This is a genomic window from Rhizobium sp. 05L419 (assembly GCF_056397845.1).
Genome location: NZ_JBFTOF010000004.1, coordinates 188,639 through 213,014 on the forward strand (window position 1 = coordinate 188,639; position 24,376 = coordinate 213,014).

Genomic DNA, 24,376 nt, shown 5'->3' on the forward strand with positions numbered 1-24,376 from the left:
CAAAAATACCGCGCGTCGCGAAGCTGCGTCAATCGTCAACGAATGGTTAATTCAAATGCATCATTTGTTGTGATGCATTTTTTGCAGGTACCGGTCATTTGCTGTCTCGGCGTCAATTGGCATGCACACGCAGAATACCAATCACGCTAAGACATCCCTATATTGCCGATTCAGTCGCCTACCACAAAGGATGTCAGCATGCCTTCCACACCAGAATTCAACCCGGCACTCGTCAACTGGAACGGCCTGCATGGCCTGCCGCGCTTCGAGGCGCTTCATGATGGCGATTTCGCCGCCGCCTTCGATGCCGCGATTGCCGCGCACGAACGGGAGATAGACGAGATTGCCAACAATCCGGCCGCGCCGACGTTCGAAAACACCGTCGTCGCCCTGGAGACCGCGGGTGACGCGCTTTCGCGGGTGTCGGCGCTTTTCTGGAACAGGGCGGGGGCGCATACCAACGACACGATCCAGGCGCTCGAGCGCGACATCTCGCCGAAAATGTCGCGGCACTATTCAAAGATCGGAATGAACGCGGCGCTGTTTGCGCGGATCGATGCACTTTGGGAAAAGCGGGACAGTCTTGGTTTGACGCTGGAGCAGACGCGGGTGCTCGAGCGCCACTGGAAAGGCTTCGTCAAGTCAGGCGCGAAACTTGCGAAGGCCGAGCAGGAAAAGCTCGCGGGTATCAACGAAAAGCTTGCCGGACTTGGAACGCAATTCGGCCAGAACGTGCTTTCCGACGAAAAGGGTTGGGCGCTCGTCCTTGCGCAAACCGATCTGTCCGGAGTACCGGATTTTCTCAAGGAAGCAATGGCTGCAGCGGCGCGCGAGCGCGCAGAGGACGGCAAATTCGCGGTGACTCTGTCGCGCTCGATCATCGAGCCTTTCCTCACATTCTCCGATCGCCGCGATCTGCGCGAGCAGGCCTTCAAGGCCTGGGTGGCGCGCGGCGCAAACGACGGCGCGACTGACAATCGCGGCGTTATCAGGGAGACGCTTGCGCTGCGCAACGAGGTCGCAATGCTTCTGGGGTATGGCAGTTTTGCCGAACTGAAGCTCGACAACACCATGGCGAAGACGCCGGAGGCTGTAAATCATTTGCTGAGGCAAGTCTGGGCAAAGGCGGTCGAGCGCGCGAAGGAAGAAGAAACCGACATCGCAAAGCTGATCACGCAGGAGGGCAAGAACCACGACGTCATGCCCTGGGACTGGCGGCACTATGCGGAGAAGATCCGGGCACAGAAGTTCAATTTCTCGGAAACGGAGCTGAAACCCTACCTGCAGCTCGAAAAGATCATCGACGCCTGTTTCGACGTCGCCGGGCGGCTGTTCGGCATTCGTGCGGTCGAGAAGAAGGGCGTCGCGGCCTATCATCCCGAGGTGCGGGTGTTCGAGATCCGCGACCGCAACGACAAGCTCGTCGCCCTGTTCCTGGGTGACTATTTTGCCCGCAGCTCCAAGCGTTCGGGAGCGTGGATGAGCTCGTTCCAAGCGCAGCACAAGCTGCCTTTGAAGAGCGGCCGCAAAGGCGAGCTGCCGATCATCTACAACGTCTGCAATTTTGCAAAGCCCGCTGAGGGCAAGCCCGCGCTTCTGTCCCTCGACGATGCCCGCACGCTGTTCCATGAATTCGGGCATGCCCTGCACGGCATGCTGTCTGATGTCACCTATCCCTCCGTCTCCGGCACAGGCGTCTCGCGCGATTTTGTCGAATTGCCGTCGCAGCTTTACGAACACTGGCTGACAGTTCCAGAAATCCTCAAGCAGTATGCCGTGCATTTTGAAACGGGCGAGCCAATGCCACAGGCGTTGCTCGACAAGGTGCTGGCAGCGCGCACGTTCAATTCGGGCTTCAATACGGTCGAGTTCACCTCTTCGGCACTCGTCGATATGGCATTCCACACGCGCAAGGCGGTCGAAGATCCGATGGCTGTTCAGGCAGAGGTGCTGTCCGATCTCGGAATGCCGAAGTCCATCGCCATGCGCCATGCCTCGCCGCACTTCCAGCATATCTTCTCCGGCGGCTATTCGGCTGGGTACTATTCCTACATGTGGTCCGAGGTACTCGATGCCGACGCATTCGCCGCCTTCGAGGAAACGGGCGATCCCTTCAATGGCGACATGGCGCAAAAGCTCAAGGACAACATCTATTCCGTTGGCGGCTCGATCGATCCGGAAGATGCCTACAAGGCTTTCCGCGGCAAGCTGCCGAGCCCGGAGGCAATGCTCGTCAAGAAGGGACTTGCGACGTTCGAGGAACTTTCCGGCAGCGACGCCTGAGGTTTCTCGGAGGGTTTGACGTCGCAAAACTGTCTTTGAAGTTTTGAAAAACCGTCATGCCAGCTTCAAGACGATGACATGTCGGGGACCATAGGCTTGCTGCAGGAGATTCGCTCCCCCTTGCAAGCCGGATACGCCTTGGCATGAAACTGACTGAAACAACCCGCCGACGCTTTCTCTCTTCGATGGGGGCGGTCGGCGGATTTGCGGCGGCGGGGCTCGCAATGCCCTACTATGCGCGCGGCTCCTCCAGCCGCCCGCTCTTCACGTCCGGCGTCCAGTCCGGCGATGTGGGAGCCAACTCGGGCGTGATCTGGACGCGGGTGGACAGGCCCTCGCGGCTTCACGTCGAGTATTCGACGACCGACATATTTTCCGACGCGGTGCGCCTTGCGCCGATCGACGTCACGCCCGAGACCGATCTTGCCGGCAAACTCCTGCTGCAAGGGCTGCCGGCCGATCAGGACATCTTCTATCGCTTCCGGGCGGCGGACCTGCAGGATGTCAACAGCCTTTCGGATCCCATCCTCGGTCAGTTCCGCACCGCACCCCTGCAAAAGCGTAGCGTCCGCTTTGCGTGGTCCGGTGATACCGCAGGACAGGGCTGGGGGATCGACGAAGAGGGCATGCGGACCTATTCGACGATCGCCTATCACAGGCCGGACTTCATGATCCATTCCGGCGACACCATCTACGCCGACAATCCGATGCCTGACGAGATCGGGCTGCGGGATGGCGGTGTGTGGAAGAACAGGATCGTCACGGACGCGAAGCGGGGGATCGCGCAGACGCTCGACCAATTTCGAGGGCAGTGGACCTATAATCTGCTGGATGCCCACGTGAAGGAATTAAATGCGGTCTGCCCCGTCTTCTACCAGTGGGACGACCACGAGGTGCTGAACAACTGGTCGCCCTCGACGAACCTCGGCGACGACAGCCGTTATACGGAGAAGTCAGTCTCGGTGCTCGCCCAGCGCTCCAGCCGGGCGTTTCACGAAATGACGCCGATCCGATACATCGCGGAGGAACCTGGGCGCGTCTACCGCAAGATCTCCTATGGGCCGCTGCTCGATGTGTTCGTCGTCGATCTGCGCTCCTATCGTGGTGCGAACAGCCACGGACTTGATGCGGAGCTGACGGCCAGCTCCCGCCTTCTTGGCGAGCGGCAGGTTGCCTGGCTCAAGCGCGAACTGGCCCGCTCGGCGGCAACATGGAAGGTCATTGCCTGCGACCTGCCGATAGGCCTGGTCATCTGGGACGATTTCGGCAAGCGGCAGGGGGCGGAGTCCTTCTCGAACGGCGAGCGTGGTGCGCCGCTCGGGCGCGAGCTGGAATTTGCCGATCTGCTGCGCTTCATCAGGGATGCCGGCATAACCAATATGATCTGGCTCACCGCAGACGTGCACTATACGGCCGCGCACTACTACGATCCAGGCAAGGCGAAGTTCCGCGACTTCCTGCCGTTCTGGGAGTTTGTCGCCGGACCGCTGCATTCCGGCACCTACGGGCCGCAGGAACTCGACATGACCTTCGGGCCTGAAGTGAAGTTCATGAAGGCAGCACCCGGCGGCTCGCAACAGAATCTGCCGCCATCGGCCGGCATGCAGTTCTTCGGGCTGGTCGATATCAACGGACAGACCGAACAGCTGACGGTTCGGCTGATGGACAGGAACGATACCGAGCTTTGGCGCACCGTTCTCGACCCTGATCCATCGAGTTAACACCATGCATGTCTCTCATTCCGGGCTCCCCCCTTTCGCAAAGGTGAAAAACACTGTATGAGCCCGCCAAACGAAATTGGCGCCTTCTCCCAGCGCGGCGCCCCAGCCTCAGAGATCTAAACATATGGCACTTCGCAACATCGCGATTATCGCGCACGTTGACCATGGCAAAACGACCCTGGTTGACGAGCTTTTGAAACAGTCCGGCTCGTTCCGCGAAAACCAGCGCGTTGCAGAACGCGTCATGGATAGCAACGACCTGGAAAAAGAGCGCGGCATCACGATCCTTGCCAAGGCGACCTCGGTCGAGTGGAAGGGCGTTCGCATCAACATCGTCGACACCCCGGGCCACGCCGACTTCGGTGGTGAAGTCGAGCGTATCCTGTCGATGGTGGACGGCGCGATCGTTCTGGTCGACTCCTCTGAAGGACCGATGCCGCAGACGAAGTTCGTCGTCTCCAAGGCGTTGAAGGTCGGCCTTCGCCCGATCGTCGCCATCAACAAGATCGACCGTCCGGACGGCCGCCACGAAGAAGTCATCAACGAAGTATTCGACCTCTTCGCCAGCCTCGATGCCACCGACGAACAGCTCGACTTCCCGATCCTCTACGGCTCTGGCCGCGATGGCTGGATGAACGTTGCGCCTGAAGGCCCGAAGGATCAGGGTCTCGCACCGTTGCTCGATCTCGTACTCAAGCACGTTCCGGAGCCGACGGTTGCCGAAGGCCCGTTCACGATGATCGGCACGATCCTCGAAGCCAACCCATTCCTCGGCCGTATCATCACCGGGCGCATCAACTCCGGTTCGATCAAGCCGAACCAGACCGTCAAGGTTCTGGGCCAGGACGGCAAGCTGATCGAAAACGGCCGTATCTCGAAGATCCTCGCTTTCCGCGGTATCGAGCGCACGTCGATCGATGAAGCGCATGCGGGCGACATCGTCGCCATCGCCGGCCTTTCCAAGGGCACGGTTGCCGACACGTTCTGCGATCCTTCTATCACCGAGCCTTTGACCGCGCAGCCGATCGATCCGCCCACTGTCACCATGTCTTTCATCGTCAACGACAGCCCGCTGGCCGGCACCGAAGGCGACAAGGTGACCTCGCGCGTCATTCGCGACCGTCTCTACAAGGAAGCCGAAGGCAACGTCGCGCTGAAGATCGAAGAAGCTGAAGGCAAGGATAGCTTCTACGTTTCCGGTCGTGGCGAATTGCAGCTCGCCGTTCTGATCGAAACCATGCGCCGCGAGGGCTTCGAACTTGCCGTATCACGTCCGCGCGTCGTGATGCACAAGGACGAAAACGATCAGCTGATGGAGCCGATCGAAGAGGTCGTCATCGACGTCGATGAAGAGCATTCCGGCGTCGTCGTGCAGAAGATGTCCGAGCGCAAGGCTGAGATGGCCGAGCTGCGTCCTTCGGGCGGCAATCGTCTTCGTCTGGTATTCAATGCACCGACCCGCGGCCTGATCGGCTACCAGTCGGAACTTCTGACCGACACGCGCGGCACGGCCGTGATGAACCGTCTGTTCAAGGAATACCAGCCTTTCAAGGGTGAAATCGGCGGCCGTACCAACGGCGTTCTGTTGGCCAACGCTCCCGGCGAAGCTGTTGCCTATGCGATGTTCAACCTGGAAGATCGTGGCCCAATGATGATCGATCCGGGCGAGAAGGTCTATGCCGGCATGATCATCGGCATTCATACCCGTGACAACGACCTTGAAGTCAACGTTCTCAAGGGCAAGCAGCTCACCAACATCCGTGCCGCCGGCAAGGACGAAGCCGTCAAGCTTACGCCGCCTATCCGCATGACGCTCGACCGTGCGCTCTCGTGGATCCAGGACGACGAACTGATGGAAGTGACGCCGAAGTCGATCCGTCTGCGCAAGATGTATCTTGATGCAAACGACCGCAAGCGCTTCAGCAAGGCGAAGATGGCCTAAGCCACCTCGTTTTAAAGCCTTCAACCCCGGCCATCGTGCCGGGGTTTTTTATTTGTGTGCTTCGCCGAATCCTGCTTGTCGCAATAGTTAAAAAAGCGTTAACTTTCGGCTTTAGTCCACATGTTAAGTCTGTGGGCAATTGGTCGGAATGCGCTGGCGCAGATGGTTAATTGTCCGCAAGAGGACCAGAGTAAGCGTTATGAAGACGTTGTCGATCGATGTTCGGCGGGCCGAGCCACAGGATTCCCGAGCTATTTCGGAGGTGCATCGGCTTGCGTGGCAGCATACCTATGCGGGCATTATTCCGCACCGTGCGCTGACGCAGATGATCGAGCGCCGCGGCGAAAGCTGGTGGCGCAAGGCCACTCGCGGGCCTGCGACACTGCTTGTTCTCGATGTCGCCGGCAGTGTTGCCGGCTACGCGACGCTGGGCCTCAACCGCGCCCGGGTTCTGCCTCAGGAGGGCGAGATTTACGAGCTTTATCTTCGACCGGAATATCAGGGGATTGGCCTGGGCCACATGCTCTTTGGCGAAGCGCAACGTCTTTTGAAGTCGCTTGGTTGCAACGGGCTTGTCGTCTGGTGCCTCGAAGAGAATGAGAACGGTGCTGAATTCTATCGCAGCCACGGCGGCGCCGACTACTGCGAGGGCATCGAGACCTTCGACCACAAGCAGTTGAAGAAGATCGGTTTCATCTGGAATTGAAGCCCGCGCGGAGGCGCCCGGGCTACCGATCGCGGCGTATCGCGCAAACTATCATTCACCTTTGCTGACGTGCCGTGTTGCGTCGCGGCATGAAACCGATTATCTGGCTGCGAACAATCACGTCGCGGGAGTATCGCATGCGCATCGACGCCGTTTCCATTGGCCAGAACCCACCTGAAGACGTCAACGTCATCGTTGAAGTGCCGGTTGGTGGTCACCCGATCAAGTACGAAATGGACAAGGAAGCCGGCACGCTGGTCGTGGACCGCTTTCTCTACACGCCGATGACCTATCCGGGCAACTACGGCTTCGTCCCTCACACGCTGTCTGAGGACGGCGATCCGATCGACGTCTTGATCGCCAGCACCCGTCCGCTGGTTCCGGGCTGTGTGATCAACGTCCGCCCGATCGGTGTTCTGAAGATGGAAGACAATTCCGGCAAGGACGAGAAGATCATCGCCGTTCCGTCGCCGAAGCTCACGATGCGCTATGACAAGGTCAAGGACTACACCGACCTTCCCGAAATCACGGTAAAGCAGATCGAGCACTTCTTCGAGCACTACAAGGATCTGGAACCCGGCAAGTGGGTGAAGATCTTCGGCTGGGGGGATTCCAAGGAAGCCGGAGCGCTGATCCTCGAGGCGATCGAACGCGCCAAGAAGGAAAAGGCCTGATCACAGGCCTGAAAGAGCACTCAGCTTTTTGATCAAATCCTCCGGGTCGCCCTCGATCCGGAGGATTTTTTTGCGTGACGTCTCACCCGATGCGAGGCTGACAGAAGACTTGGCGAGGCCGAGGGCCTTTGCGACGAGGACGATCAGCGCCCTGTTCGCTTTGCCTTTCTCGGGAACCACGCTCACGCGCACTTTCAGGTGCGCCCTGCCATCCACATCCAGCTCGACACCATCAATCGCGTCGCGGCCGCCGTTCGGTGTCAGCCTGACGGCGATCAAGAGGCAATCGGCCGACGCCGTCCAGGGTCGGCTCAAACCACCAACGGGACGATCGTGTTCCACATCAGCGAGCGCAGGAAGAAGATGATSAGKAGCAGGATRATCGGWGAGATRTCGATGCCRCCGAGATTSGGCAGCASGCGGCGGATCGGKCGCARCRCMGGTTCGGTSACGTTRTAGAGGAACATSCCSACCGAATTGACGAACTGATTGCTGGAATTGATAACGTTGAACGCATAGAGCCAGGAGAAAATCGCGCTGGCAATCAGCACCCAGGTGTAAAGATTCAAAGCCAAATCAATGGTTTGAAAAACGGCAATCATCGCAGTCTCCAGTTCGTTGTTGACAGACATGTAGACATTGGCGACTAAACGGGCAAGTGCCGTGTGTAAACACGTCGCAAATCATGTTTAACAGGCGCGCCCGGCAGTGATGCGCTGCCGGTTCCTTGGAAAGTCTCCATGTCCTTTTCCGCCAGCGGAGACCGCTTTGCCGCGTTCAGGCATTCGTCCTATATGCGCTTCTTCTTTGCGCGGTTTCTGCTCTCCTTTTCGCAGCAGATCGTCAGCGTCGCGGTCGGCTGGCAGATGTACGACCAGACAGGCAGCGCGATCTATCTTGGCCTGATCGGGCTTGTGCAGTTTCTGCCGTCGTTGCTTTTGATCCTGGTTACAGGCTCGGTCGCGGACCGGCACAATCGCCGGGCCATTGCTGCCGTCTGCTCGCTGGTGAGCGCGCTCTGCACATTGGCGCTGCTGGTCATGACCATGACGGGCACGTTCTCGCCTATTCCGGTCTTTGTCGTGCTTCTCGTGTTCGGCATCGAACGCGCCTTCATGTCGCCGGCCGTGCAGTCGCTGGCGCCCAACCTGGTGCCGCCGGAGCATCTGTCGAATGCGATCGCCTGGAACTCCTCCTCGTGGCAGCTTGCGGCGATCACGGGTCCTGTGCTCGGCGGCCTGCTCTACGGCGTCAATGCCCACACCGCCTATGTCGTTGCGGTCGTCTTCGCGGGCCTGGGCGCGGCATTGCTCTACATGATCCCGAAGCCGATGCAGAAGACCACCGGAGAGGCAAAGAGCTGGGACATGATCCTCGGCGGCTTCCGCTTCATCCGCGCCGAGAAGGTCGTGCTCGGCGCCATCTCGCTCGATCTTTTCGCAGTACTTCTCGGTGGTGCCACGGCGTTGATGCCGATCTTTGCGCGGGACATCCTGACGCTCGGCCCATGGGGGCTCGGCCTGCTGCGGTCGGCGCCAGGCTTTGGCGCGATTGTCATGGCCATCCTGCTTGCCTGGTATCCGCTGAAGCATCGCGCCGGTATCTACATGTTCATCGGCGTCGCACTGTTTGGCCTTGGCACGGTCGTCTTCGGGTTTTCGAAGAGCACGGAGCTGTCGATCGCGGCGCTGGCGCTGATGGGCGCTGCAGACATGATTTCCGTCTATGTCCGCGAAAACCTGATAGCGCTGTGGACGCCAGACCAGCTGCGCGGCCGTGTGAACGCCGTCAACATGGTCTTCGTCGGCGCCTCCAACGAACTTGGAGAGTTCCGTGCGGGAACCATGGCCTCGATCTTCGGCGCGGTTCCAGCCGTCATCATCGGGGGCATCGGAACGCTGGCCGTCGCTGCAATCTGGGCATCGAGCTTTCCACAACTGCGCAAGATCGATACGCTGGACGCGCCACAGCGCCAAGAGCAGGCCTGACAACTGCGCTGACTACTGCGCGGGCCGTCAGGCGGAGATCAGCACTTCGGCCTCGATTTCGACAGGAAAGTTCAGCGGCAGGCCGGCTACGCCGATCGCCGAGCGGGAGTGATGCCCGACCTCCGGGCCAAACACCTCCAGGATCAACTCTGTGAAGCCGTTGATGACGGCTGGAGGGTTGGCGAAGCGGGGAGCGCAGTTGACCATGCCCAGAACCCGACACCAGCCGGTGATGCGATCGAGACTGCCGAGTTCCCGTTTCAGGCTGCCGAGCATGGCGAGAGCCACCTTCCGCGCGGATGCCTTTGCCTCTTCGACGGAAACGGTATCGCCGACGGCGCCGAATGGCCCCGCCGGCGACCCGTCGCTGTTTTGCGGACCGTGGCCCGAAATGAATGCCCGGTTGCCCCGCACGTTCACCCAGGGAAATGGGAGGACCATGTTGGACGGGAGTTTCAGCGGCTGGGGAAGGACGAGGCCCATCGAGGCAAGCTTCTGTTCGTAGTTCGACATGGAGTTCCCCTGTGATGGCTGCGGTCACTGCTGCGTCAAGGGCGCAACCGTTCGGCCGGATCGTGGATCGGAACGCTTGCTATTGAAATACGGAAGTCGTCGAGCAACGATGGTAGCACGGCGCGACGCGGCATGCACCTATGCCGAAAGGACTGCATATGCGGCGGGGGTGGTTCTCGCCGGTTCGCCCTCGAAGACGATGTCGAGGAACTCGTTGAGCCACGCCTTCAGCGGTGCATCGAAGAGCATCCGGCCTTCGAGGTGCTCGCGACCTTGCTGGGCGTTCGGAAGAATGAAACGGTGGGCGCCGTGAACGACCCAGCGGTGCATCATCGCCCGGGTGAGCTCCGCGTGAAACTGCAGGCCCCAGGCATGGTCGTTGTAGCGAAACGCCTGGTTCTGGTAGGTGTCGCCTTCTGCCAGCAGCTCCGCGCCGCGCGGTAGGTCGAAGCCCTCGCGATGGAAATGATAGACCATCTTCGGCCAGTGCATCAGCATGCGGCCCCTCTCGGTGGTGTGCAGCGGATACCAGCCGATTTCGGTCGAACCGTCGTCGTTCGGCTGCACCCGGCCACCAAGATTGCGGACCAGCATCTGCGCGCCGAGGCAGATGCCGAGGAAAGGCCGCTTCTCCTTGAGCGGCACATCCAGCCAGTTGATCTCCGCCTTGACGAAATCGTCAGGGTCGTTGGCACTCATCGGACCGCCGAAGACGACGGCGCCTGCGTGGCCTGCGAGCGTGGAGGGAAGTTTGTCGCCGAGCACCGGGCGACGTATGTCCAGGCTATAGCCTTTTTCGACCAGGAGCTGACCCACCCGGCCGGGGCTCGAGTGCTCCTGATGCAGAACGATCAGGATCGGGCGTTCGCGCTTTGTCGAAAGGCAATCAGTCGGCATCGTCCTGCACCACTTCGACGTCGGTCACGCGCCTTGCCGCCTCCTGCCGCTTCTGGATCCGTTCGCGTGCCGACACCCCGAGAAGTTCGGCGATGCGCCAGATCGCGTCGTCTTCCATCTCGCTGCGTTCGCCATCGGCGTAGACGATGTCCCAGAGCACGCCGATCAGCTCGAGGCGCTGTTCGGTGTTGAGATGACGCTTCAGGTCCGATGTGAAGCGGTAATAGTCGACGGCATCACTTTCCGCTTCCTGACCGGCAGCGATCAGCGCGTCGAGCTGCTTGCGATCGAGACCGTACTGGTCTTTCAGCAGCTTGCGCAGCCGCTTCGTCTCGCTGTCCTTCACCTGCCCATCGGCTTCCATGACTTGCATACAAAGTGCGGCCACGGCGATGCGCGGATCGTCCGGTGCGAAGCCCTTTTTGGAATTGTCGGCGGTGAGATTTTGAAAGAATGCCTGGAAGCGTTCGAACATACGGGTCCTGTTTTAATCTAGAAGAGGCGAAGCCGTGTCTTGGGTTCAGGCTCAGCGGTCGGGTTGCGGACGCCCGGATCATCAGGCCGTCCGCCAAAAAACGGGCGTGTTTCCGCGGTGGCGTCGGGGGTCTGTCTGGTCGGTATCGCGGGCGTGACGGGGGCCGGGCGCGCCGCCTCGGCGATGGTCGCCGCTCGCTCAAGCTCGATGATGCGGTGGTCGTTTGCCGGGCTTTCAGGGCGTGCTTCGCGCACCGGCGGCAAGGTCTTCAGCGCACGGTCGATCGAAATCGCCGAGCCGTCCTCGACAGGACCTTCGACCTGCCCGAACGGAGCTTTCCAGACAAAGGCGTCGAGCTGCCCCGTGACGGGCGATAGCGGCAGCCACTTGTCGGACACAAATCCGTCGGCAACCCAGGCCGGATCACGGGGGGCCTTGAGTGCCTGGGCGAGCCAGTGGCGAACGCGGCCCTGGTCGCCGGTCTCGGCCTCTTCGATATCGGCCAACAACAAAAACGCAGCTTCGCGTGGCTCGATCCGCGCAGCCGCCTCGGCCTTGGAGCGGGCCTTGGCAAAATCCTGCGTGTCGAGAGCGGCCTTTGCGACGAGGAGGAGAGATTCGATGTTGTTGGGTCTCAGGTTTTCCAACCGTTCGCTGCGTTTCAGGCGGTCGGCCGCCGAATCGCCGCTGCGGGCACGCACATAGGTCTGGCCGATCTCCGGATGCGGGCTGGCTTTCCATGACTGCTCAAGAATGGAGGCGGCCTTGCGCAGCTTGTCTTCCCGGAACAGCGCCTTTGCCGCAACGACGGCTGCGGGCTCGAAATCTGCCGACAGCTTGAGCGCGTGCATTGCGTCGTCACGCGCCCCGGCGGGATCGTTTTCCAGCTTCTCTGTCGCCCGGGCGGTCAAAAGCACGGCGCGCAGGCGGTCGGCCTCAGCCTTTTCGATGACGCGGGCGGCCTTCTGCTGTTCGAGCAGACGGATTGCATCATCCCAGCGGCCGGACTGGCTGCGGTATTCGAGAGTTGCCTGTGCCGCCCAAGGGAGATAGGGGGCGTTGTCAGCTGCCCTTTCTGCATACTGCCGGGCGGCTTCGCTGGCACMGAGACGCTTGGCTTCGAGGTAAAGCCCGCGCAGCCCTAATTCGCGGGTTTCCGGATCGTTTGCCATCGCCTCGAACTTGGCGCGCGCCTCGTCGTGGCGGCCTTCGATCAGGGCGGCCTGCGCTTCAAGAAGCGCGATCAGCGGTTCCTGGTCGGCGCGCAGCAGGCCGCGCGATCGGGCCGCCATCTTGCGGGCCATCAGGGCGTTGCCCGCGCCTGCCGCGATCAGGCCTGTCGACAGCGCCTGGTAGCCGCGGTCGCGCTTGCGGGCGCGGAAATAACGGGTCACGGAATGCGGCGAGGTCCAGATGACACGAGCCAGCCACCAAAGCACCATGACAGCCGCGATCAACGCGATCAGCGCGCTGGCGGCGACGATCAGCCTGGTCTGATACAGCTGGCCTTCCCAGATCAGCGACAGATCGCCCGGGCGATCAGCCAGCCAGGAGAAACCATAGCCGAGAGCAAGGATCAGCAGGACGAATATGATGAGCCTGATCACGCTTCAGCCCTCCTTGCCAGTGCCGGAGATCGCTTTCGACAGGGCACTGCCGACAAGGTCCTCGACGCGAATGCGCGCTTCGAGCGCCTGCTTGAACGCCGCCGATGCCTGCTTGGCCGAAGCGGGCAAGTCGTTCCATTGTGCCGCGGCGCCTGGAAGATCGCCGTTCTTCACCTTGTCTTCCATACGCGCGGCAATCGCCTCGACGCTGTCGCCTTCGATGTTGCCGACCGGCCGAACCTTTACCAGCGACTTTGCACTCGTCATCAGCCGATCCGACCAACTCTGGTTCGGATCCGTCTGGTTGACCGAGCCGACGATCGCGGTGGCGACGTCAGGCACCTGGCGGATGAGCTCGGCGCGCGACGGCACGCCGGTCTCGGCGAAATTGCGAAGGTCGGCGACAACGGGATCGTCGGGAGAGACGCCGGCGTAGGTGTCGAGTTCGGAAACAAACGGGCCGCCGCGATCGATCGCGGCCTTGAGCGCCGCGGCCCCAATCGCCTGGGCGACCGCAACATCCTGTCGCGGTTCGTTCAGTTTTTTCTCTGCTTCGGCGAGGCGCTTCTCGATGTCGACCCCGTCCGATGCCTTTTGCTCGGTGGCTTGGGAGACGGCGCCGCGTAGCTGGTCGATCTGGCCGGTCAAATCGGCAATCTTCTGATTGAGCGCATCGACAGCGGCGGTGTCCGCCCCGGCAGCAGGTGGCGGTTGCGCCGGCGCCCTCGCCGCTGATTCCAGCGCTGCCAGGCGCACTTCCAACGCTTCGTCGGGGCCGGCCGGCGGGGTGGCTGCGAGGTTGGAGACCGATCGCTTCAGCCCCTCGATTTCGCCGGAAAGGTCGGCCACATCTGCCGACGGCGTCTGGGTGGGTGATGCCGGCAGATAGCCCGCATATTGCATGGCACCGGCGCCGACAAGCGCGATAAGCCCACCCACGATGCCGGCTGCGATCAACCCCGACGTCTTGCCGGATGCCGTGCCGCTTTGAGGACGAGGCTGGTCCAAGGGCGGCTCATCGATGGTATCGGCAGTGCCGCTGCGCGGGGGGAGCGGGTTCTGGTCTGCGTCCTTGGCGTCGGCTTCGGCTGCAAACGACGCCTCCGGCGCGACCGGCGCCTGAAGGTCTTTTTCGGTATCGTTGGCAGAGGCAATTTCCTGCGCATCCAGATCGATCGTGACCGGTCCTTCGGTACTCTTCGAATGGCGTGGCGGATTTCCTGGTGCCATGAGACCCTCATATTCCTGCATTGGTTTGAAACTAGTCAGTGATGCAAGTTAAGGAAAGAGGTTAGATAAAATTTGGGCACAAAAGCGCTCAAAGGAGCGACAAAAGGCTTCGTTCTTCCGGCATCTCGGCAATGGCGATGTTTTCCCGCAGCGGCGCGGGAACGGCTGCGGCGACGGCGGCGCTCAGGCAGAGCAGGCGAATGCCGGCGATTTTATCTGGATGCGTCCGCATTCCAGCAAGGTCAAAAAAGCTCTCCGCCGTCTGTCGCGAGTAGAAGAGTATGGAGGCGGGTCGTTGCTCCGCAAGGATCGTCTGAAGCCAGGCAGCGTCTATTGGCCGCCGCTCCATGCGATAGCACTCCGCAACAACAATGGTCAGGCCGATTTCGCGGCCGCGGGCTTCGAACGTTTCGGCGCGCGGAAATCCGGCCAGATAGAGGACCGGATCGCGAGCCAGGCTTGCGATCCGGTCGGCAAGATCGGCGCCGCTGCCGGACGACGCGACGACAGACCGGAATCCCGCCGCTTTGGCCTCCTTCGCCGTTGCCTCGCCGACAGCAAAGAGCGGGCGCTGGAAATGAGATGCGAGCGCGTCCTTTCGTGCAGCGATTGCGCGAATGGCTTCGCCGCTGGTCACTGCGATCACACCAGCGGTCCGGGCCAGCCCGACGAGAGCCGCACTCACGTCATGCACCGGGTGCAACAGGGGAAGCAACAGCGGTTCGTGCCCCATCGCGCGAAGGCGTTCGGCGGTGCGCTCGCCCGAATGCAGGGGACGGGTCACGAGCACGCGCATGGCGCCGTCAGCTCCAGTCTTCGAAGAAGGCGCTGCCGGCGCGTGCCCGGATGTCCTGTCCGGCCCGCGTGCCAAGAGCGACCGCGTCGCGGCGATTGCCGTCGATGGTCACGGCGTGCTGGTTGCGGCCGTCCGGCGTGATGATGAGGCCGGAAAAACGGATCTGGTCGCCTTCGCAAACTGCATAGCCGCCGATCGGGGTCCGGCAAGAGCCGTCGAGGGCGGCCAGAAAAGCGCGCTCGCAGGAGGCCGCGTCAAAGGTCCTGATATCGTTGACGGGCGCAAGCAAAGCGTCGATGCGGGTGTCGCCGATGCGGCTTTCGATGCAGATCGCGCCCTGCGCCGGTGCGGGCGGGAAGGTGTCGGCGTCGAGTATGTCGGTGATCACATCGACCTTGCCGAGACGCTTCAGGCCGGCAAGCGCCAGCAGCGTCGCGTCGACCTGCCCCTCCTGCAGTTTGCGCAGCCGGGTATCGACCAAGCCGCGAAACGTGATGACCTTGATGTCGGGGCGCATGCGGCGGATCAGGGCCTGACGGCGGAGCGACGAGGAGCCGACGGTTGCGCCGTGCGGCAGGTCGATCAGCTTCGGCGCCGTGCGGCCTATGACGGCATCGCGGACGTCCTCGCGCGGCAGGTAGGCCGAGAGATACAAGCCGTCCGGAAGCCTCGTCGGCATGTCCTTGGCGGAGTGGACGGCGATATCCAGATCGCCCGCCGCGAGCTTTTGCTCAAGCTCTTCGGTAAACAGGCCCTTGCCGCCGATCTCGGCAAGCGAGCGATCGGTGATGCGGTCGCCCTTGGTCGTCAGTACGACGACCTCGAACATCTCCTGTGGCAGGCTATGTGCCGCCATCAGTCTGTCTCGGGCCTCGTGAGCCTGGGCAAGGGCCAATGGGCTGCCTCTGGTGCCGATCCGGAAAGGTTTTGTTTGCATCCGCATTGATCCGTTGTTACCGGAGTTCCTCGTAAACAGGTTTAAAACCCATCGCAATCAACGATCAGGCTTCATGGCTCGCTTTCTACGCATCCTCGGCATCGAAACAAGCTGCGACGAAACCGCCGCGGCCGTCGTCGAGCGCGATGCCTTCGGGGCACCAACCGTACGCTCTGATCTGGTATTGAGCCAGCTCGAAGAACACAGCGCCTTTGGCGGCGTCGTGCCTGAAATTGCGGCGCGCGCTCACGTCGAAGCGCTCGATACGCTGATCGAAGAGGCATTGAAACGCGCCAATGTGTCGCTCTTGGATATTGACGCGATAGCTGCCACTTCCGGGCCCGGCCTTATCGGCGGGTTGCTGGTCGGCCTTATGACGGGCAAGGCGATTGCAAAGGCCTCCGGCAAGCCGCTCTATGCCGTCAACCACCTTGAGGGCCACGCGCTGACGGCGCGGCTGACGGATCGTCTCTCCTTCCCCTATCTGATGCTGCTGGTTTCCGGTGGTCATACGCAGCTCATCCTGGTGCGCGGTGTCGGCAACTACGAGCGCTGGGGCACAACGATCGACGATGCGCTTGGCGAGGCCTTCGACAAGACGGCGAAGCTGCTCAGCCTGCCTTATCCCGGCGGCCCGGCGGTGGAGCGTGCCGCAAAGGACGGCAATCCGGATCGCTTCCTCTTTCCGCGGCCGCTGGTCGGCGAGGCAAAGCTCAATTTTTCTTTTTCCGGGCTGAAGACGGYCGTGCGGCAGGCGGCCACCGATATTGCACCGCTGACGGACCAGGATGTGGCTGACATTTGCGCCTCGTTCCAGAAGGCCGTTTCGCGGACGTTGAAGGATCGTATCGGCCGCGGGCTGGAGCGCTTCAAGGCGCAGTTTCGTGATGTCGAGGGCGCACCGGCGCTGGTCGTCGCGGGTGGCGTCGCTGCCAATCTTGAGGTGCGCGGAACCTTGCAGGCGCTTTGCGACAAGAACGGCTTCCGTTTCGTCGCACCGCCCTTGAGGCTTTGCACCGACAATGCGGTGATGATCGCCTGGGCCGGGTTGGAGCGCATGGCAACCGGTGTCGAACCGGATGATCTCGACGTGCAGCCGCGTTCGCGCTGGCCGCTCGATTCCAGCGCGGAGACATTGCTTGGCTTCGGCAAACGGGGAGCGAAGGCATGAGTGAGAAGATTGCGGTTGTCGGCGCCGGCGCCTTCGGCACGGCACTGGCGGCGGTCATTGCTCTGGCGGGCCGGCATGCCGTAATGCTGGTCGGGCGCGATCCCGTGCTGATGGCGGATCTGAAGGCTGAGCATCTGCACGATGCGGTTCTTCCCGGCATCGAACTGCCTGAGGCGCTGGAATTCTCCGCCGAGGCGGATGCCATCAGCGACGCCGGCATCGTGCTTTTCGCCATGCCGTCGCAGGCGCAGGCCGATGCCGCACGGCAATATGCGCCCTACCTCGCCAAGGATGCGGTCATCGTCACCTGCGCCAAGGGTATCGAGAAAACGACGGGCAACCTGTTGACCGACATGCTGGCGGGCGCGCTGCCTGGGCATGCGATTGCGGTGCTTTCCGGCCCTGGCTTTGCGGCAGACATCGCCAAGGGATTGCCGACGGCCATGGTGGTTGCTGCCGAAAACGCCGAGATCGCCGAGCGATTGGCGCAGGCGATATCAGGCAGGACGTTCCGCCTTTATCCATCGTCGGACCGGATCGGCGTGCAGCTCGGCGGCGCGTTGAAGAACGTGCTCGCCATTGCCTGCGGCATCGTCGAAGGTGCCGGCATCGGCGATTCGGCTCGTGCAGCCCTGATTGCGCGGGGGCTCGCAGAAATGTCGCGCTTTGTCGCTGCCAAGGGCGGACAGGCCGATACGGTGAGCGGCCTCTCCGGCCTTGGCGATCTGGTGCTGACCGCCACAAGCCATCAATCACGCAACTTGCGCTTCGGGATTGCGCTTGGCCGCGGCGAGACGCGCGATCCTTCGCATGGCGAACTTGTCGAGGGTGCGTTTGCCGCAGCCGTCGTCTCGCGGCTGGCGAAATCGCTCAGCATCGACATGCCCGTTACCGATGCCGTTTCTGCCATCATCGAGGGCAAGCTCGGCATTGCCGACGCGATCGACCAGCTGATGACGCGTCCGATCACGACCGAATAGGAGAACTGACATGCTTTTCGCTTTTGTTTGCAAAGACAAGCCGGGTTACCTGAACGTTCGCATGGAGACACGGCCTGCCCACGTCGAGCATCTCAACAAGCTCAATGCGCAGGGCACGCTGAAGATGGCGGGTCCGTTTCTCGATCCCGAGGGTAAGCCCTGCGGCAGCCTGGTGATCGTCGAGGCGGACTCGATCGAAGCGGCGACGGCGTTGGCGGATGCCGATCCCTACACCACAGCCGGCCTCTTCGAAAGCGTCGAGATCAAGCCGTTCAACTGGGTCTTCAACAATCCGGGGGCATGAGCGTGGCGCACTGGCTTTACAAATCCGAACCCGCTGCCTGGTCCTGGCAACAGCAGAAGGCTGCCGGGGAAAAAGGCACGGAGTGGACCGGGGTTCGCAACTATCTGGCGCGCAATAACATGCGTGCGATGCAGATCGGCGACAAGGGCTTCTTCTACCACTCCAATGACGGCCTTGAGATCGTCGGCATCGTCGAGGTCTGCGCGCTGTCGCATCCGGACTCGACGGCCAAGGACGATGCCCGCTGGGACTGCGTCGATATCCGTGCCGTCTGCGACATGCCGAAGCCCATTACGCTGAAGGATGTCAAGGCCAGCGGGGCCCTGTCGAAGATGGCGCTGGTGACATCGATGCGGCTTTCGGTTCAGCCGGTCACCGACGAGGAATGGCTCGAAGTCTGCCGCATGGGCGGGCTCGACAACCCGCCGCGCTGATCAGCCTTTGAAGACCGATCCGGAAACCTTCATTCGCAGCAATACGAGCCCGATGACGCCGCCGCACGTTCCGGAGATCCGGCTGCATCTGGCGAATGAAGCACACGAGCTATGGCTGAAGACGGAGGAAGAGCTGGCTGAAATCGGCCTGCCGCCACCGTTCTGGGCCTTTGCCTGGGCCGGCGGACAGGGACTGGCGCGCTACATTCTAGACCACCCCGATATCGTCAGCGGCAAGCGCGTGCTGGATTTCGCCAGCGGTTCCGGTCTGGTGGCGATTGCCGCGAGGATGGCGGGGGCTAGCGAGGTGCTGGCCGCGGACATCGATCCGTGGACCGAAACGGCGGTGCGGCTCAACGCCGGCCTTAATGGCGTGAAGCTTGGCTTCACCGGCGCGAACCTCATCGGCAGCGCGGCGGATCAGGACGTGCTGCTTGCAGGCGACGTCTTCTATGACCGCGACTTCGCAGCCGCCCTCGTCCCCTGGTTCGAACGGCTTGCCGCTGATGGTGTGACTGTTCTCGTCGGTGATCCCGGGCGTGCCTACCTGCCGAAGGATCGCCTTGAGGCTTGCGCGGCGTATGAGGTTCCCGTGACGCGGGCGCTCGAAGACAGCGAGGTCAAGAAGACCACCGTCTGGCGCGTCCGATAGCGGATGTTCAGGGCCTGATGACGCAGACGCCAGCCTCGTAGGAGCAGCTGTTTTTCTTGACCGCGACGTCGATGACCTTGGCCATCGGTGCGAGCTTCAGCGTCGGCTCAGGTCGGTAGGGGCTGTAGCCGCTGCCGCCGACATACGTGCCGCCGTCTGCCTCATAAGCGTAGGACGACCCGGAATAGGTGCCGCCGGACCCTTCTCCTTGCGGGGGCTGGACGACGATCACCACATTGTTGCGGGCATAGTTGGTCGATGGCGAGTAGAAACGCTTGAGCAGACGGTTGCGTTCGTGGCCGCGGCCGAAGCCGCCGTAGCTGCCCGCGAAGTATCCGCCTGTGAAGCGAGCGGGCCGCATGCCCCATCCGCTGCTGTGTCCGAAGCGAGCGGGCCTCATGCCCCATCCGCTGCTGTGTCCGAAGACGGAAGGGTTGCTGTGGCCAAACCCATGGTGGCGCTGGAACGAACGACCACCGAAATCGCCGGCGGCGGCGGGCAAGGCGATGAGTGCCGCAATGGCGAACGAAACAAGTTTCGAAGATGTCTTCAACATCGCGTCGATCTCCGGAAATCCGATGCTTAACAAAACGTTAACGCGAAAATGCGCCAAAAGCAGCGGGATGTCCACCAAACCTTGCAAAATCATGCACGAATGCCGGCGAAGAGGGTGAGTTTGATCGCAATGCCGGTCTCGTCAAGACGCAAATCGATTAAATTGCGACGACGCAGCAATTATACTTGTCGTTAGGGGTTTCCGTGATTAAACGTCGCCATTGATGCAACGCACACATAGGTTTTTGTCAATCGTGTGGTTGCCTTTGGATGCTTCCTGGATCCCAGGAGCGCAGAAAAGACGCCGCGAGGTTCTGATGGCGAACGTGACAAACAATCGGCCCTTGTCGCCGCATTTGCAGATCTACAAACCAATCCCCACCATGGTCATGTCTATCCTCCACCGTATCACCGGTGGCGCGCTCTATGTCGGAACGCTGCTGATCGCCTGGTGGCTGATCGCGGCCGCGACGGGACAGGCCTATTACGAGTGGGTCAACTGGATTTTCGGCAGTATCGTCGGCAAGCTCGTGCTGCTTGGCTACACCTGGGCGCTGCTGCACCACATGCTCGGCGGTCTGCGCCACTTCATGTGGGATCTCGGCTACGGTTTCGAGAAGGAATTCTCGACCAAACTGGCCAAGGCCAACATCATCGGATCGCTCTGTCTGACCGTGCTGGTCTGGGTGATCGGCTTTATCATTCGCTTCTGAAGGTTGATCTCATGGATATGCGTACCCCTTTGGGTAAGGTTCGCGGCCTTGGCTCGGCCAAGGAAGGAACCGATCATTTCTGGCGCCAGCGCGTGACGGCGGTTGCCAACGTGCCGCTCTTCGTTTTTTTCCTCATCTTCATGATCGTCCATGCCGGCCAGCCCTATGCGGACGTGGTTCATTCGCTGTCGAACCCGTTCGCTGCCGTTGTCATGGGGCTCATGGTCATTTCCGGCATCATTCACATGAAGCTCGGGATGCAGGTCATCATTGAGGATTATGTGCACGGTGAGGTTGCCAAGCTCGGGCTGCTGATGCTGAACACCTTCTTCTCAATCCTGATGGCCGGGCTCTGTCTCTTCGCCATTTTGAAAATTGCATTGGTAGGATAACCGCATCATGGCACCGACTTCACCCGCTCAGAACGGGAAGGCCTACAAATATGTCGATCACTCGTATGATGTGATCGTCGTCGGCGCCGGCGGCGCCGGCCTTCGCGCCACGCTCGGCATGGCCGAACAGGGTTTCCGCACGGCCTGCATCACCAAGGTATTCCCGACGCGCTCGCACACGGTCGCGGCACAGGGTGGCATCGCCGCCTCGCTGCAGAATATGACGCCGGACAGCTGGCAGTGGCACCTCTACGACACCGTCAAGGGTTCCGACTGGCTCGGCGATGTAGACGCCATGCAGTATCTGACCATGGAAGCGCCGAAGGCGGTCTATGAGCTGGAGCACTACGGCGTGCCGTTCTCGCGCAACGAGGAAGGCAAGATCTACCAGCGGCCGTTCGGCGGCCACATGCAGAACTTCGGCGAAGGCCCGCCGGTGCAGCGCACCTGCGCCGTGGCCGACCGTACCGGCCACGCCATCTTGCACACGCTCTATGGCCAGTCGCTGCGCCACAACGCAGAATTCTTCATCGAATATTTCGCGCTCGACCTGATCATGTCGGACGACGGCAGCCGCTGTACAGGCGTCGTTGCCTGGTGCCTTGATGACGGAACGATCCATCGCTTCGCCGCCAAGATGGTGGTGCTGGCGACCGGCGGCTACGGCCGCGCCTATTTCTCGGCAACGTCCGCCCATACCTGCACCGGCGACGGCGGCGGCATGGTGGCACGTGCCGGCCTGCCGCTGCAGGACATGGAGTTCGTGCAGTTCCACCCGACCGGTATCTACGGTTCGGGCTGTCTCATCACCGAAGGCGCACGCGGCGAAGGCGGTTACCTCGTGAATTCCGAGGGCGAGCGCTTTATGGAACGCTACGCTCCTTCGGCCAAGGACCTTGCCTCGCGCGACGTCGTTTCGCGCTGCATGACGTTGGAGATCCGCGAAGGCCGCGGCGTCGGCAAAGCCAAGGACCACATCTTCCTGCATCTCGACCACCTCGACCCGGCCGTTCTGCACGAGCGGCTGCCAGGCATTTCGGAAAGTGCCAGGATCTTTGCCGGTGTCGACGTGACGCGCGAGCCTATCCCGGTTCTGCCGACCGTTCACTACAACATGGGCGGCATTCCGACCAACTACTGGGGCGAAGTGTTGAACGCCGACAGCAGCAATCCGGAGCGGATCATTCCGGGCCTGATGGCTGTTGGTGAAGCCGGTTGCGCCTCGGTGCACGGCGCCAACCGCCTCGGCTCCAACTCGCTGATCGACCTCGTGGTGTTCGGCCGCGCCGCTGCCATCCGCGCCGGCGAGGTCATCGACCGGGCATCGCCGGTTCCGCACCTCAACGTTGCGGCCTGCGACAAGATCATGGACCGCTTCGACAGCCTGCGTCACGCCAGCGGCGGCACGCCGACGGCCGTGCTGCGCGAGAAGATGCAGCGCGCCATGCAGGAAGACGCGGCCGTGTTCCGCACGCAGGAATCGCTTGAATCGGGTTGTCAGCGCATCTCGGCCATCTGGCAGGAAATGCGTGATATCAAGGTCACTGACCGCTCGATGATCTGGAATTCCGACCTCGTGGAAACGCTGGAGCTGCAGAACCTGATGGCCAACGCCATCACGACGATCTACGGCGCCGAGGCCCGCAAGGAGAGCCGCGGCTCGCATGCCCGCGAGGACTACACGCAAGGCGCATTTTCTGGCCGCGACGACGTTAACTGGCGCAAGCACACGCTTGCCTGGGTCAATGACGCAGGCGACGTCAAGCTCGACTACCGCCCGGTTCACACCGAGCTCATTGCAGAGGGCATCGATCCCCAGAAGATCGCGCCCAAGGCTCGCGTGTACTAAGAGGAACTGGACATGGTTGAACTCGCTCTTCCCAAGAACTCCCAGATGCGCGAAGGCAAGGTCTGGCCGAAGCCGGCGGATGCCAAGAACACCCGGGAGTTTCGCGTCTACCGCTGGAGCCCGGACGATGGCCAGAATCCGTCGATCGACACTTTCTATATCGATGTCGACAATTGCGGCCCGATGGTGCTCGATGGCCTGCTCTACATCAAGAACAACATCGACCCGACATTGACGCTGCGCCGTTCCTGTCGCGAGGGTATCTGCGGCTCGTGCGCGATGAATATCGACGGCACGAACACGCTCGCCTGCACGAAGGGTCTCGACGACATCAAGGGCACGGTGAAGATCTATCCGCTGCCGCATCTGCCTGTCGTCAAGGACCTGGTTCCCGACCTTACGAATTTCTACGCCCAACACCGTTCGATCGAGCCCTGGCTGAAGACGGTGTCGCCGGCGCCGGCCAAGGAGTGGAAGCAGAGCCACGAGGATCGTCAGAAGCTGGACGGTCTCTACGAGTGCATTCTGTGCGCCTGCTGCTCGACCTCCTGTCCGAGCTACTGGTGGAACGGCGACCGCTATCTTGGCCCGGCCGTTCTGCTGCAGGCCTATCGCTGGCTGATCGATTCCAGAGACGAAGCGACCGGCGAACGCCTCGACAATCTCGAGGATCCGTTCCGCCTCTATCGCTGCCACACGATCATGAACTGTGCGCAGACCTGCCCCAAGGGCTTGAACCCGGCAAAGGCAATCGCCGAGATCAAGAAGATGATGGTCGAACGTCGGGTTTGACGGATCGAAACGGTGGGGCCGCGTTTGCGGCCCTTTCCTTTTATCCGATCACGAGGCCCTTGATTTGTGCCGAATTGCATCAAATTCGCTCAGGGGTTGCCGACTTGCTTCCAGGATGACACAAATTCTCCTTGTTCTGGCTTGATTCAACACAGCCTTTCAAGATAATTCCGCCGTGATGGCACGGCAACTTCAGGGCAATACTGGAAAGATCAGGAGTATCATGATGCAGTTCAGACATATGGCGACAGGTCTCGTAGTCATTCTGTCGTTAGCTGGCTGCCAGCGCACCGCGTATAATGATGCCAGCTACAGTGCTGCTCCGGCACCGCTGACGGCTCAGCCGGTTCCGTCAGTTCAGGGTGGCCAGCTTCCGCCGCCGTCCGGCTCCTCGCAGTTTCCTGCCGCTCCAACGACGACTGCGCCGGTGGCTGGTGGTCAACCAGGTGCGGTGGCTTCGAACGCGATGGACGTCACCAAGGAATCGATGGTCGGCAGCTGGCGCGTCAACGGTTCGTGCGACATGTTCCTGACCCTTACAAATCTCGGCAGCGGATCGCGCGGCGGTACGCGTGGCTGTGTCGGCGAGCTGACGGCGATGGGCTCCTGGGAAGTCTCGGGTAAGCAGGTACTTCTGAAAGACCGCAGCGGCAATCAGATCGGCAGCGTCTACAAGACCGCCGACAAAGCGTTCAGCGGCCAGACGAACACCGGGCAGCCGATCACCCTCAGCCGATAAGCGATACGGCGGCTTGACCGCCGATC

At 61.5% G+C, this 24,376-nt stretch carries 26 protein-coding genes; 16 read left to right on the forward strand and 10 right to left on the reverse strand.

Annotation, left to right across the window (positions count from 1 at the left end; translation table 11 throughout):
• The first annotated feature begins 198 nt into the window (after positions 1–198).
• From AC1DMK_RS06960 to ppa, 5 genes are all read left to right on the forward strand, one after another.
• A complete protein-coding gene (locus AC1DMK_RS06960; RefSeq protein WP_477857910.1) occupies positions 199–2,283 on the forward strand; it encodes a M3 family metallopeptidase in 2,085 nt (694 codons plus the stop codon).
• Positions 2,284–2,426: 143 nt separating this feature from the next.
• Positions 2,427–4,004 (forward strand): alkaline phosphatase D family protein, encoded by a 1,578-nt coding sequence (locus AC1DMK_RS06965; RefSeq protein ID WP_477857911.1) that lies wholly within the window; start codon positions 2,427–2,429, stop codon positions 4,002–4,004.
• A 124-nt stretch (positions 4,005–4,128) separates the two neighbouring features.
• Complete coding sequence (gene typA / locus AC1DMK_RS06970; RefSeq protein ID WP_477857913.1) at positions 4,129–5,946, forward strand: translational GTPase TypA; 1,818 nt, start codon at positions 4,129–4,131, stop codon at positions 5,944–5,946.
• A 199-nt stretch (positions 5,947–6,145) separates the two neighbouring features.
• Positions 6,146–6,652 carry an N-acetyltransferase family protein gene (locus AC1DMK_RS06975; RefSeq protein WP_477857915.1) on the forward strand — a complete coding sequence of 169 codons (507 nt, stop codon included), beginning with the start codon at positions 6,146–6,148 and terminating at the stop codon, positions 6,650–6,652.
• A 137-nt stretch (positions 6,653–6,789) separates the two neighbouring features.
• Positions 6,790–7,326, forward strand: coding sequence for an inorganic diphosphatase (gene ppa, locus AC1DMK_RS06980; protein WP_037059180.1), 537 nt, complete (start codon positions 6,790–6,792; stop codon positions 7,324–7,326).
• Here the strand turns inward: ppa and AC1DMK_RS06985 are convergent, their stop codons facing one another.
• Positions 7,327–7,641, reverse strand: coding sequence for a DUF167 domain-containing protein (locus tag AC1DMK_RS06985; RefSeq protein ID WP_037059182.1), 315 nt, complete (start codon positions 7,639–7,641; stop codon positions 7,327–7,329).
• Positions 7,638–7,928: a YggT family protein gene (locus tag AC1DMK_RS06990; protein WP_477857917.1), complete on the reverse strand. Its 291-nt coding sequence runs from the start codon at positions 7,926–7,928 to the stop codon at positions 7,638–7,640. The genes AC1DMK_RS06985 and AC1DMK_RS06990 overlap by 4 nt, the downstream gene beginning before the upstream one ends.
• Before the next feature lie 138 nt (positions 7,929–8,066).
• Between AC1DMK_RS06990 and AC1DMK_RS06995 the strand changes: the two genes are divergently transcribed.
• Positions 8,067–9,314, forward strand: coding sequence for an MFS transporter (locus AC1DMK_RS06995; RefSeq protein WP_477857919.1), 1,248 nt, complete (start codon positions 8,067–8,069; stop codon positions 9,312–9,314).
• 27 nt (positions 9,315–9,341) lie between these two features.
• Here the strand turns inward: AC1DMK_RS06995 and AC1DMK_RS07000 are convergent, their stop codons facing one another.
• From AC1DMK_RS07000 to hemC, 7 genes are all read right to left on the reverse strand, one after another.
• Positions 9,342–9,827, reverse strand: coding sequence for a RidA family protein (locus tag AC1DMK_RS07000; protein ID WP_037059190.1), 486 nt, complete (start codon positions 9,825–9,827; stop codon positions 9,342–9,344).
• A 138-nt stretch (positions 9,828–9,965) separates the two neighbouring features.
• Positions 9,966–10,724, reverse strand: a complete 759-nt coding sequence (locus tag AC1DMK_RS07005; protein ID WP_477857922.1) for a glutamine amidotransferase — start codon at positions 10,722–10,724, stop codon at positions 9,966–9,968.
• Entirely contained in the window at positions 10,714–11,199 is a 486-nt protein-coding gene (locus AC1DMK_RS07010) for a tellurite resistance TerB family protein (protein WP_037059194.1), read from the reverse strand. Before AC1DMK_RS07010 ends, AC1DMK_RS07005 begins: the two co-directional genes overlap by 11 nt.
• Positions 11,200–11,216: 17 nt before the next feature.
• Positions 11,217–12,806: a heme biosynthesis HemY N-terminal domain-containing protein gene (locus AC1DMK_RS07015; RefSeq protein ID WP_477857924.1), complete on the reverse strand. Its 1,590-nt coding sequence runs from the start codon at positions 12,804–12,806 to the stop codon at positions 11,217–11,219.
• A 3-nt stretch (positions 12,807–12,809) separates the two neighbouring features.
• The gene (locus AC1DMK_RS07020) at positions 12,810–14,057 is read right to left on the reverse strand and encodes a COG4223 family protein (protein WP_477857926.1); all 1,248 of its coding nucleotides are present in this window, start codon (positions 14,055–14,057) and stop codon (positions 12,810–12,812) included.
• Positions 14,058–14,124: 67 nt separating this feature from the next.
• On the reverse strand, positions 14,125–14,832 hold the full coding sequence (locus tag AC1DMK_RS07025; protein ID WP_477857928.1) for a uroporphyrinogen-III synthase: 708 nt from the start codon (positions 14,830–14,832) through the stop codon (positions 14,125–14,127).
• A 7-nt stretch (positions 14,833–14,839) separates the two neighbouring features.
• Positions 14,840–15,769 carry a hydroxymethylbilane synthase gene (gene hemC / locus AC1DMK_RS07030; protein WP_477857929.1) on the reverse strand — a complete coding sequence of 310 codons (930 nt, stop codon included), beginning with the start codon at positions 15,767–15,769 and terminating at the stop codon, positions 14,840–14,842.
• A gap of 73 nt (positions 15,770–15,842) precedes the next feature.
• On the opposite strand from hemC, the gene tsaD reads away from it, so the two are divergent.
• Genes tsaD through AC1DMK_RS07055 form a run of 5 tightly spaced genes read left to right on the forward strand, consistent with a single transcriptional unit; the run spans position 15,843 to position 19,310 of the window.
• Complete coding sequence (tsaD, locus tag AC1DMK_RS07035) at positions 15,843–16,940, forward strand: tRNA (adenosine(37)-N6)-threonylcarbamoyltransferase complex transferase subunit TsaD (protein WP_477857931.1); 1,098 nt, start codon at positions 15,843–15,845, stop codon at positions 16,938–16,940.
• Positions 16,937–17,920 (forward strand): NAD(P)H-dependent glycerol-3-phosphate dehydrogenase, encoded by a 984-nt coding sequence (locus AC1DMK_RS07040; protein WP_477857933.1) that lies wholly within the window; start codon positions 16,937–16,939, stop codon positions 17,918–17,920. The genes tsaD and AC1DMK_RS07040 overlap by 4 nt, the downstream gene beginning before the upstream one ends.
• 10 nt (positions 17,921–17,930) lie before the next feature.
• Complete coding sequence (locus tag AC1DMK_RS07045; protein WP_477857935.1) at positions 17,931–18,224, forward strand: YciI-like protein; 294 nt, start codon at positions 17,931–17,933, stop codon at positions 18,222–18,224.
• Positions 18,225–18,226: 2 nt separating this feature from the next.
• Positions 18,227–18,658 carry an EVE domain-containing protein gene (locus tag AC1DMK_RS07050; RefSeq protein WP_037059468.1) on the forward strand — a complete coding sequence of 144 codons (432 nt, stop codon included), beginning with the start codon at positions 18,227–18,229 and terminating at the stop codon, positions 18,656–18,658.
• 7 nt (positions 18,659–18,665) lie between these two features.
• Complete coding sequence (locus AC1DMK_RS07055; RefSeq protein ID WP_037059206.1) at positions 18,666–19,310, forward strand: class I SAM-dependent methyltransferase; 645 nt, start codon at positions 18,666–18,668, stop codon at positions 19,308–19,310.
• Between the two features lie 7 nt (positions 19,311–19,317).
• Here AC1DMK_RS07055 and AC1DMK_RS07060 read toward each other — a convergent pair whose 3' ends face one another.
• Entirely contained in the window at positions 19,318–19,866 is a 549-nt protein-coding gene (locus AC1DMK_RS07060; RefSeq protein ID WP_477857938.1) for a hypothetical protein, read from the reverse strand.
• A 316-nt stretch (positions 19,867–20,182) separates the two neighbouring features.
• Here AC1DMK_RS07060 and sdhC point away from each other — a divergent pair, with 316 nt between their 5' ends.
• The 5 genes from sdhC to AC1DMK_RS07085 all read left to right on the forward strand — a co-directional run bounded on the left by sdhC (position 20,183) and on the right by AC1DMK_RS07085 (position 24,350).
• Entirely contained in the window at positions 20,183–20,578 is a 396-nt protein-coding gene (gene sdhC, locus AC1DMK_RS07065) for a succinate dehydrogenase, cytochrome b556 subunit (protein ID WP_477857940.1), read from the forward strand.
• Positions 20,579–20,589: 11 nt separating this feature from the next.
• Positions 20,590–20,970, forward strand: coding sequence for a succinate dehydrogenase, hydrophobic membrane anchor protein (gene sdhD, locus AC1DMK_RS07070; protein WP_477857942.1), 381 nt, complete (start codon positions 20,590–20,592; stop codon positions 20,968–20,970).
• Positions 20,971–20,977: 7 nt separating this feature from the next.
• Positions 20,978–22,819 (forward strand): succinate dehydrogenase flavoprotein subunit, encoded by a 1,842-nt coding sequence (gene sdhA, locus AC1DMK_RS07075; RefSeq protein WP_477857943.1) that lies wholly within the window; start codon positions 20,978–20,980, stop codon positions 22,817–22,819.
• A 12-nt stretch (positions 22,820–22,831) separates the two neighbouring features.
• Entirely contained in the window at positions 22,832–23,611 is a 780-nt protein-coding gene (locus tag AC1DMK_RS07080) for a succinate dehydrogenase iron-sulfur subunit (RefSeq protein ID WP_477857945.1), read from the forward strand.
• A gap of 226 nt (positions 23,612–23,837) precedes the next feature.
• Positions 23,838–24,350 (forward strand): protease inhibitor Inh/omp19 family protein, encoded by a 513-nt coding sequence (locus AC1DMK_RS07085; protein WP_037059472.1) that lies wholly within the window; start codon positions 23,838–23,840, stop codon positions 24,348–24,350.
• Positions 24,351–24,376 lie beyond the last annotated feature (26 nt).

Bases quoted from the DNA above. Each gene is read 5' to 3' on its own strand.
- AC1DMK_RS06960 (WP_477857910.1), top strand. From the start codon at position 199: ATGCCTTCCACACCAGAATTCAACCCGGCACTCGTCAACTGGAACGGC.
- AC1DMK_RS06965 (WP_477857911.1), top strand. From the start codon at position 2,427: ATGAAACTGACTGAAACAACCCGCCGACGCTTTCTCTCTTCGATGGGG.
- typA (WP_477857913.1), top strand. From the start codon at position 4,129: ATGGCACTTCGCAACATCGCGATTATCGCGCACGTTGACCATGGCAAA.
- AC1DMK_RS06975 (WP_477857915.1), top strand. From the start codon at position 6,146: ATGAAGACGTTGTCGATCGATGTTCGGCGGGCCGAGCCACAGGATTCC.
- ppa (WP_037059180.1), top strand. From the start codon at position 6,790: ATGCGCATCGACGCCGTTTCCATTGGCCAGAACCCACCTGAAGACGTC.
- AC1DMK_RS06995 (WP_477857919.1), top strand. From the start codon at position 8,067: ATGTCCTTTTCCGCCAGCGGAGACCGCTTTGCCGCGTTCAGGCATTCG.
- AC1DMK_RS07000 (WP_037059190.1), bottom strand. From the start codon at position 9,827: ATGTCGAACTACGAACAGAAGCTTGCCTCGATGGGCCTCGTCCTTCCC.
- AC1DMK_RS07005 (WP_477857922.1), bottom strand. From the start codon at position 10,724: ATGCCGACTGATTGCCTTTCGACAAAGCGCGAACGCCCGATCCTGATC.
- AC1DMK_RS07010 (WP_037059194.1), bottom strand. From the start codon at position 11,199: ATGTTCGAACGCTTCCAGGCATTCTTTCAAAATCTCACCGCCGACAAT.
- AC1DMK_RS07020 (WP_477857926.1), bottom strand. From the start codon at position 14,057: ATGCAGGAATATGAGGGTCTCATGGCACCAGGAAATCCGCCACGCCAT.
- AC1DMK_RS07025 (WP_477857928.1), bottom strand. From the start codon at position 14,832: ATGCGCGTGCTCGTGACCCGTCCCCTGCATTCGGGCGAGCGCACCGCC.
- hemC (WP_477857929.1), bottom strand. From the start codon at position 15,769: ATGCAAACAAAACCTTTCCGGATCGGCACCAGAGGCAGCCCATTGGCC.
- AC1DMK_RS07040 (WP_477857933.1), top strand. From the start codon at position 16,937: ATGAGTGAGAAGATTGCGGTTGTCGGCGCCGGCGCCTTCGGCACGGCA.
- AC1DMK_RS07045 (WP_477857935.1), top strand. From the start codon at position 17,931: ATGCTTTTCGCTTTTGTTTGCAAAGACAAGCCGGGTTACCTGAACGTT.
- AC1DMK_RS07060 (WP_477857938.1), bottom strand. From the start codon at position 19,866: ATGTTGAAGACATCTTCGAAACTTGTTTCGTTCGCCATTGCGGCACTC.
- sdhC (WP_477857940.1), top strand. From the start codon at position 20,183: ATGGCGAACGTGACAAACAATCGGCCCTTGTCGCCGCATTTGCAGATC.
- sdhD (WP_477857942.1), top strand. From the start codon at position 20,590: ATGGATATGCGTACCCCTTTGGGTAAGGTTCGCGGCCTTGGCTCGGCC.
- sdhA (WP_477857943.1), top strand. From the start codon at position 20,978: ATGGCACCGACTTCACCCGCTCAGAACGGGAAGGCCTACAAATATGTC.
- AC1DMK_RS07080 (WP_477857945.1), top strand. From the start codon at position 22,832: ATGGTTGAACTCGCTCTTCCCAAGAACTCCCAGATGCGCGAAGGCAAG.
- AC1DMK_RS07085 (WP_037059472.1), top strand. From the start codon at position 23,838: ATGCAGTTCAGACATATGGCGACAGGTCTCGTAGTCATTCTGTCGTTA.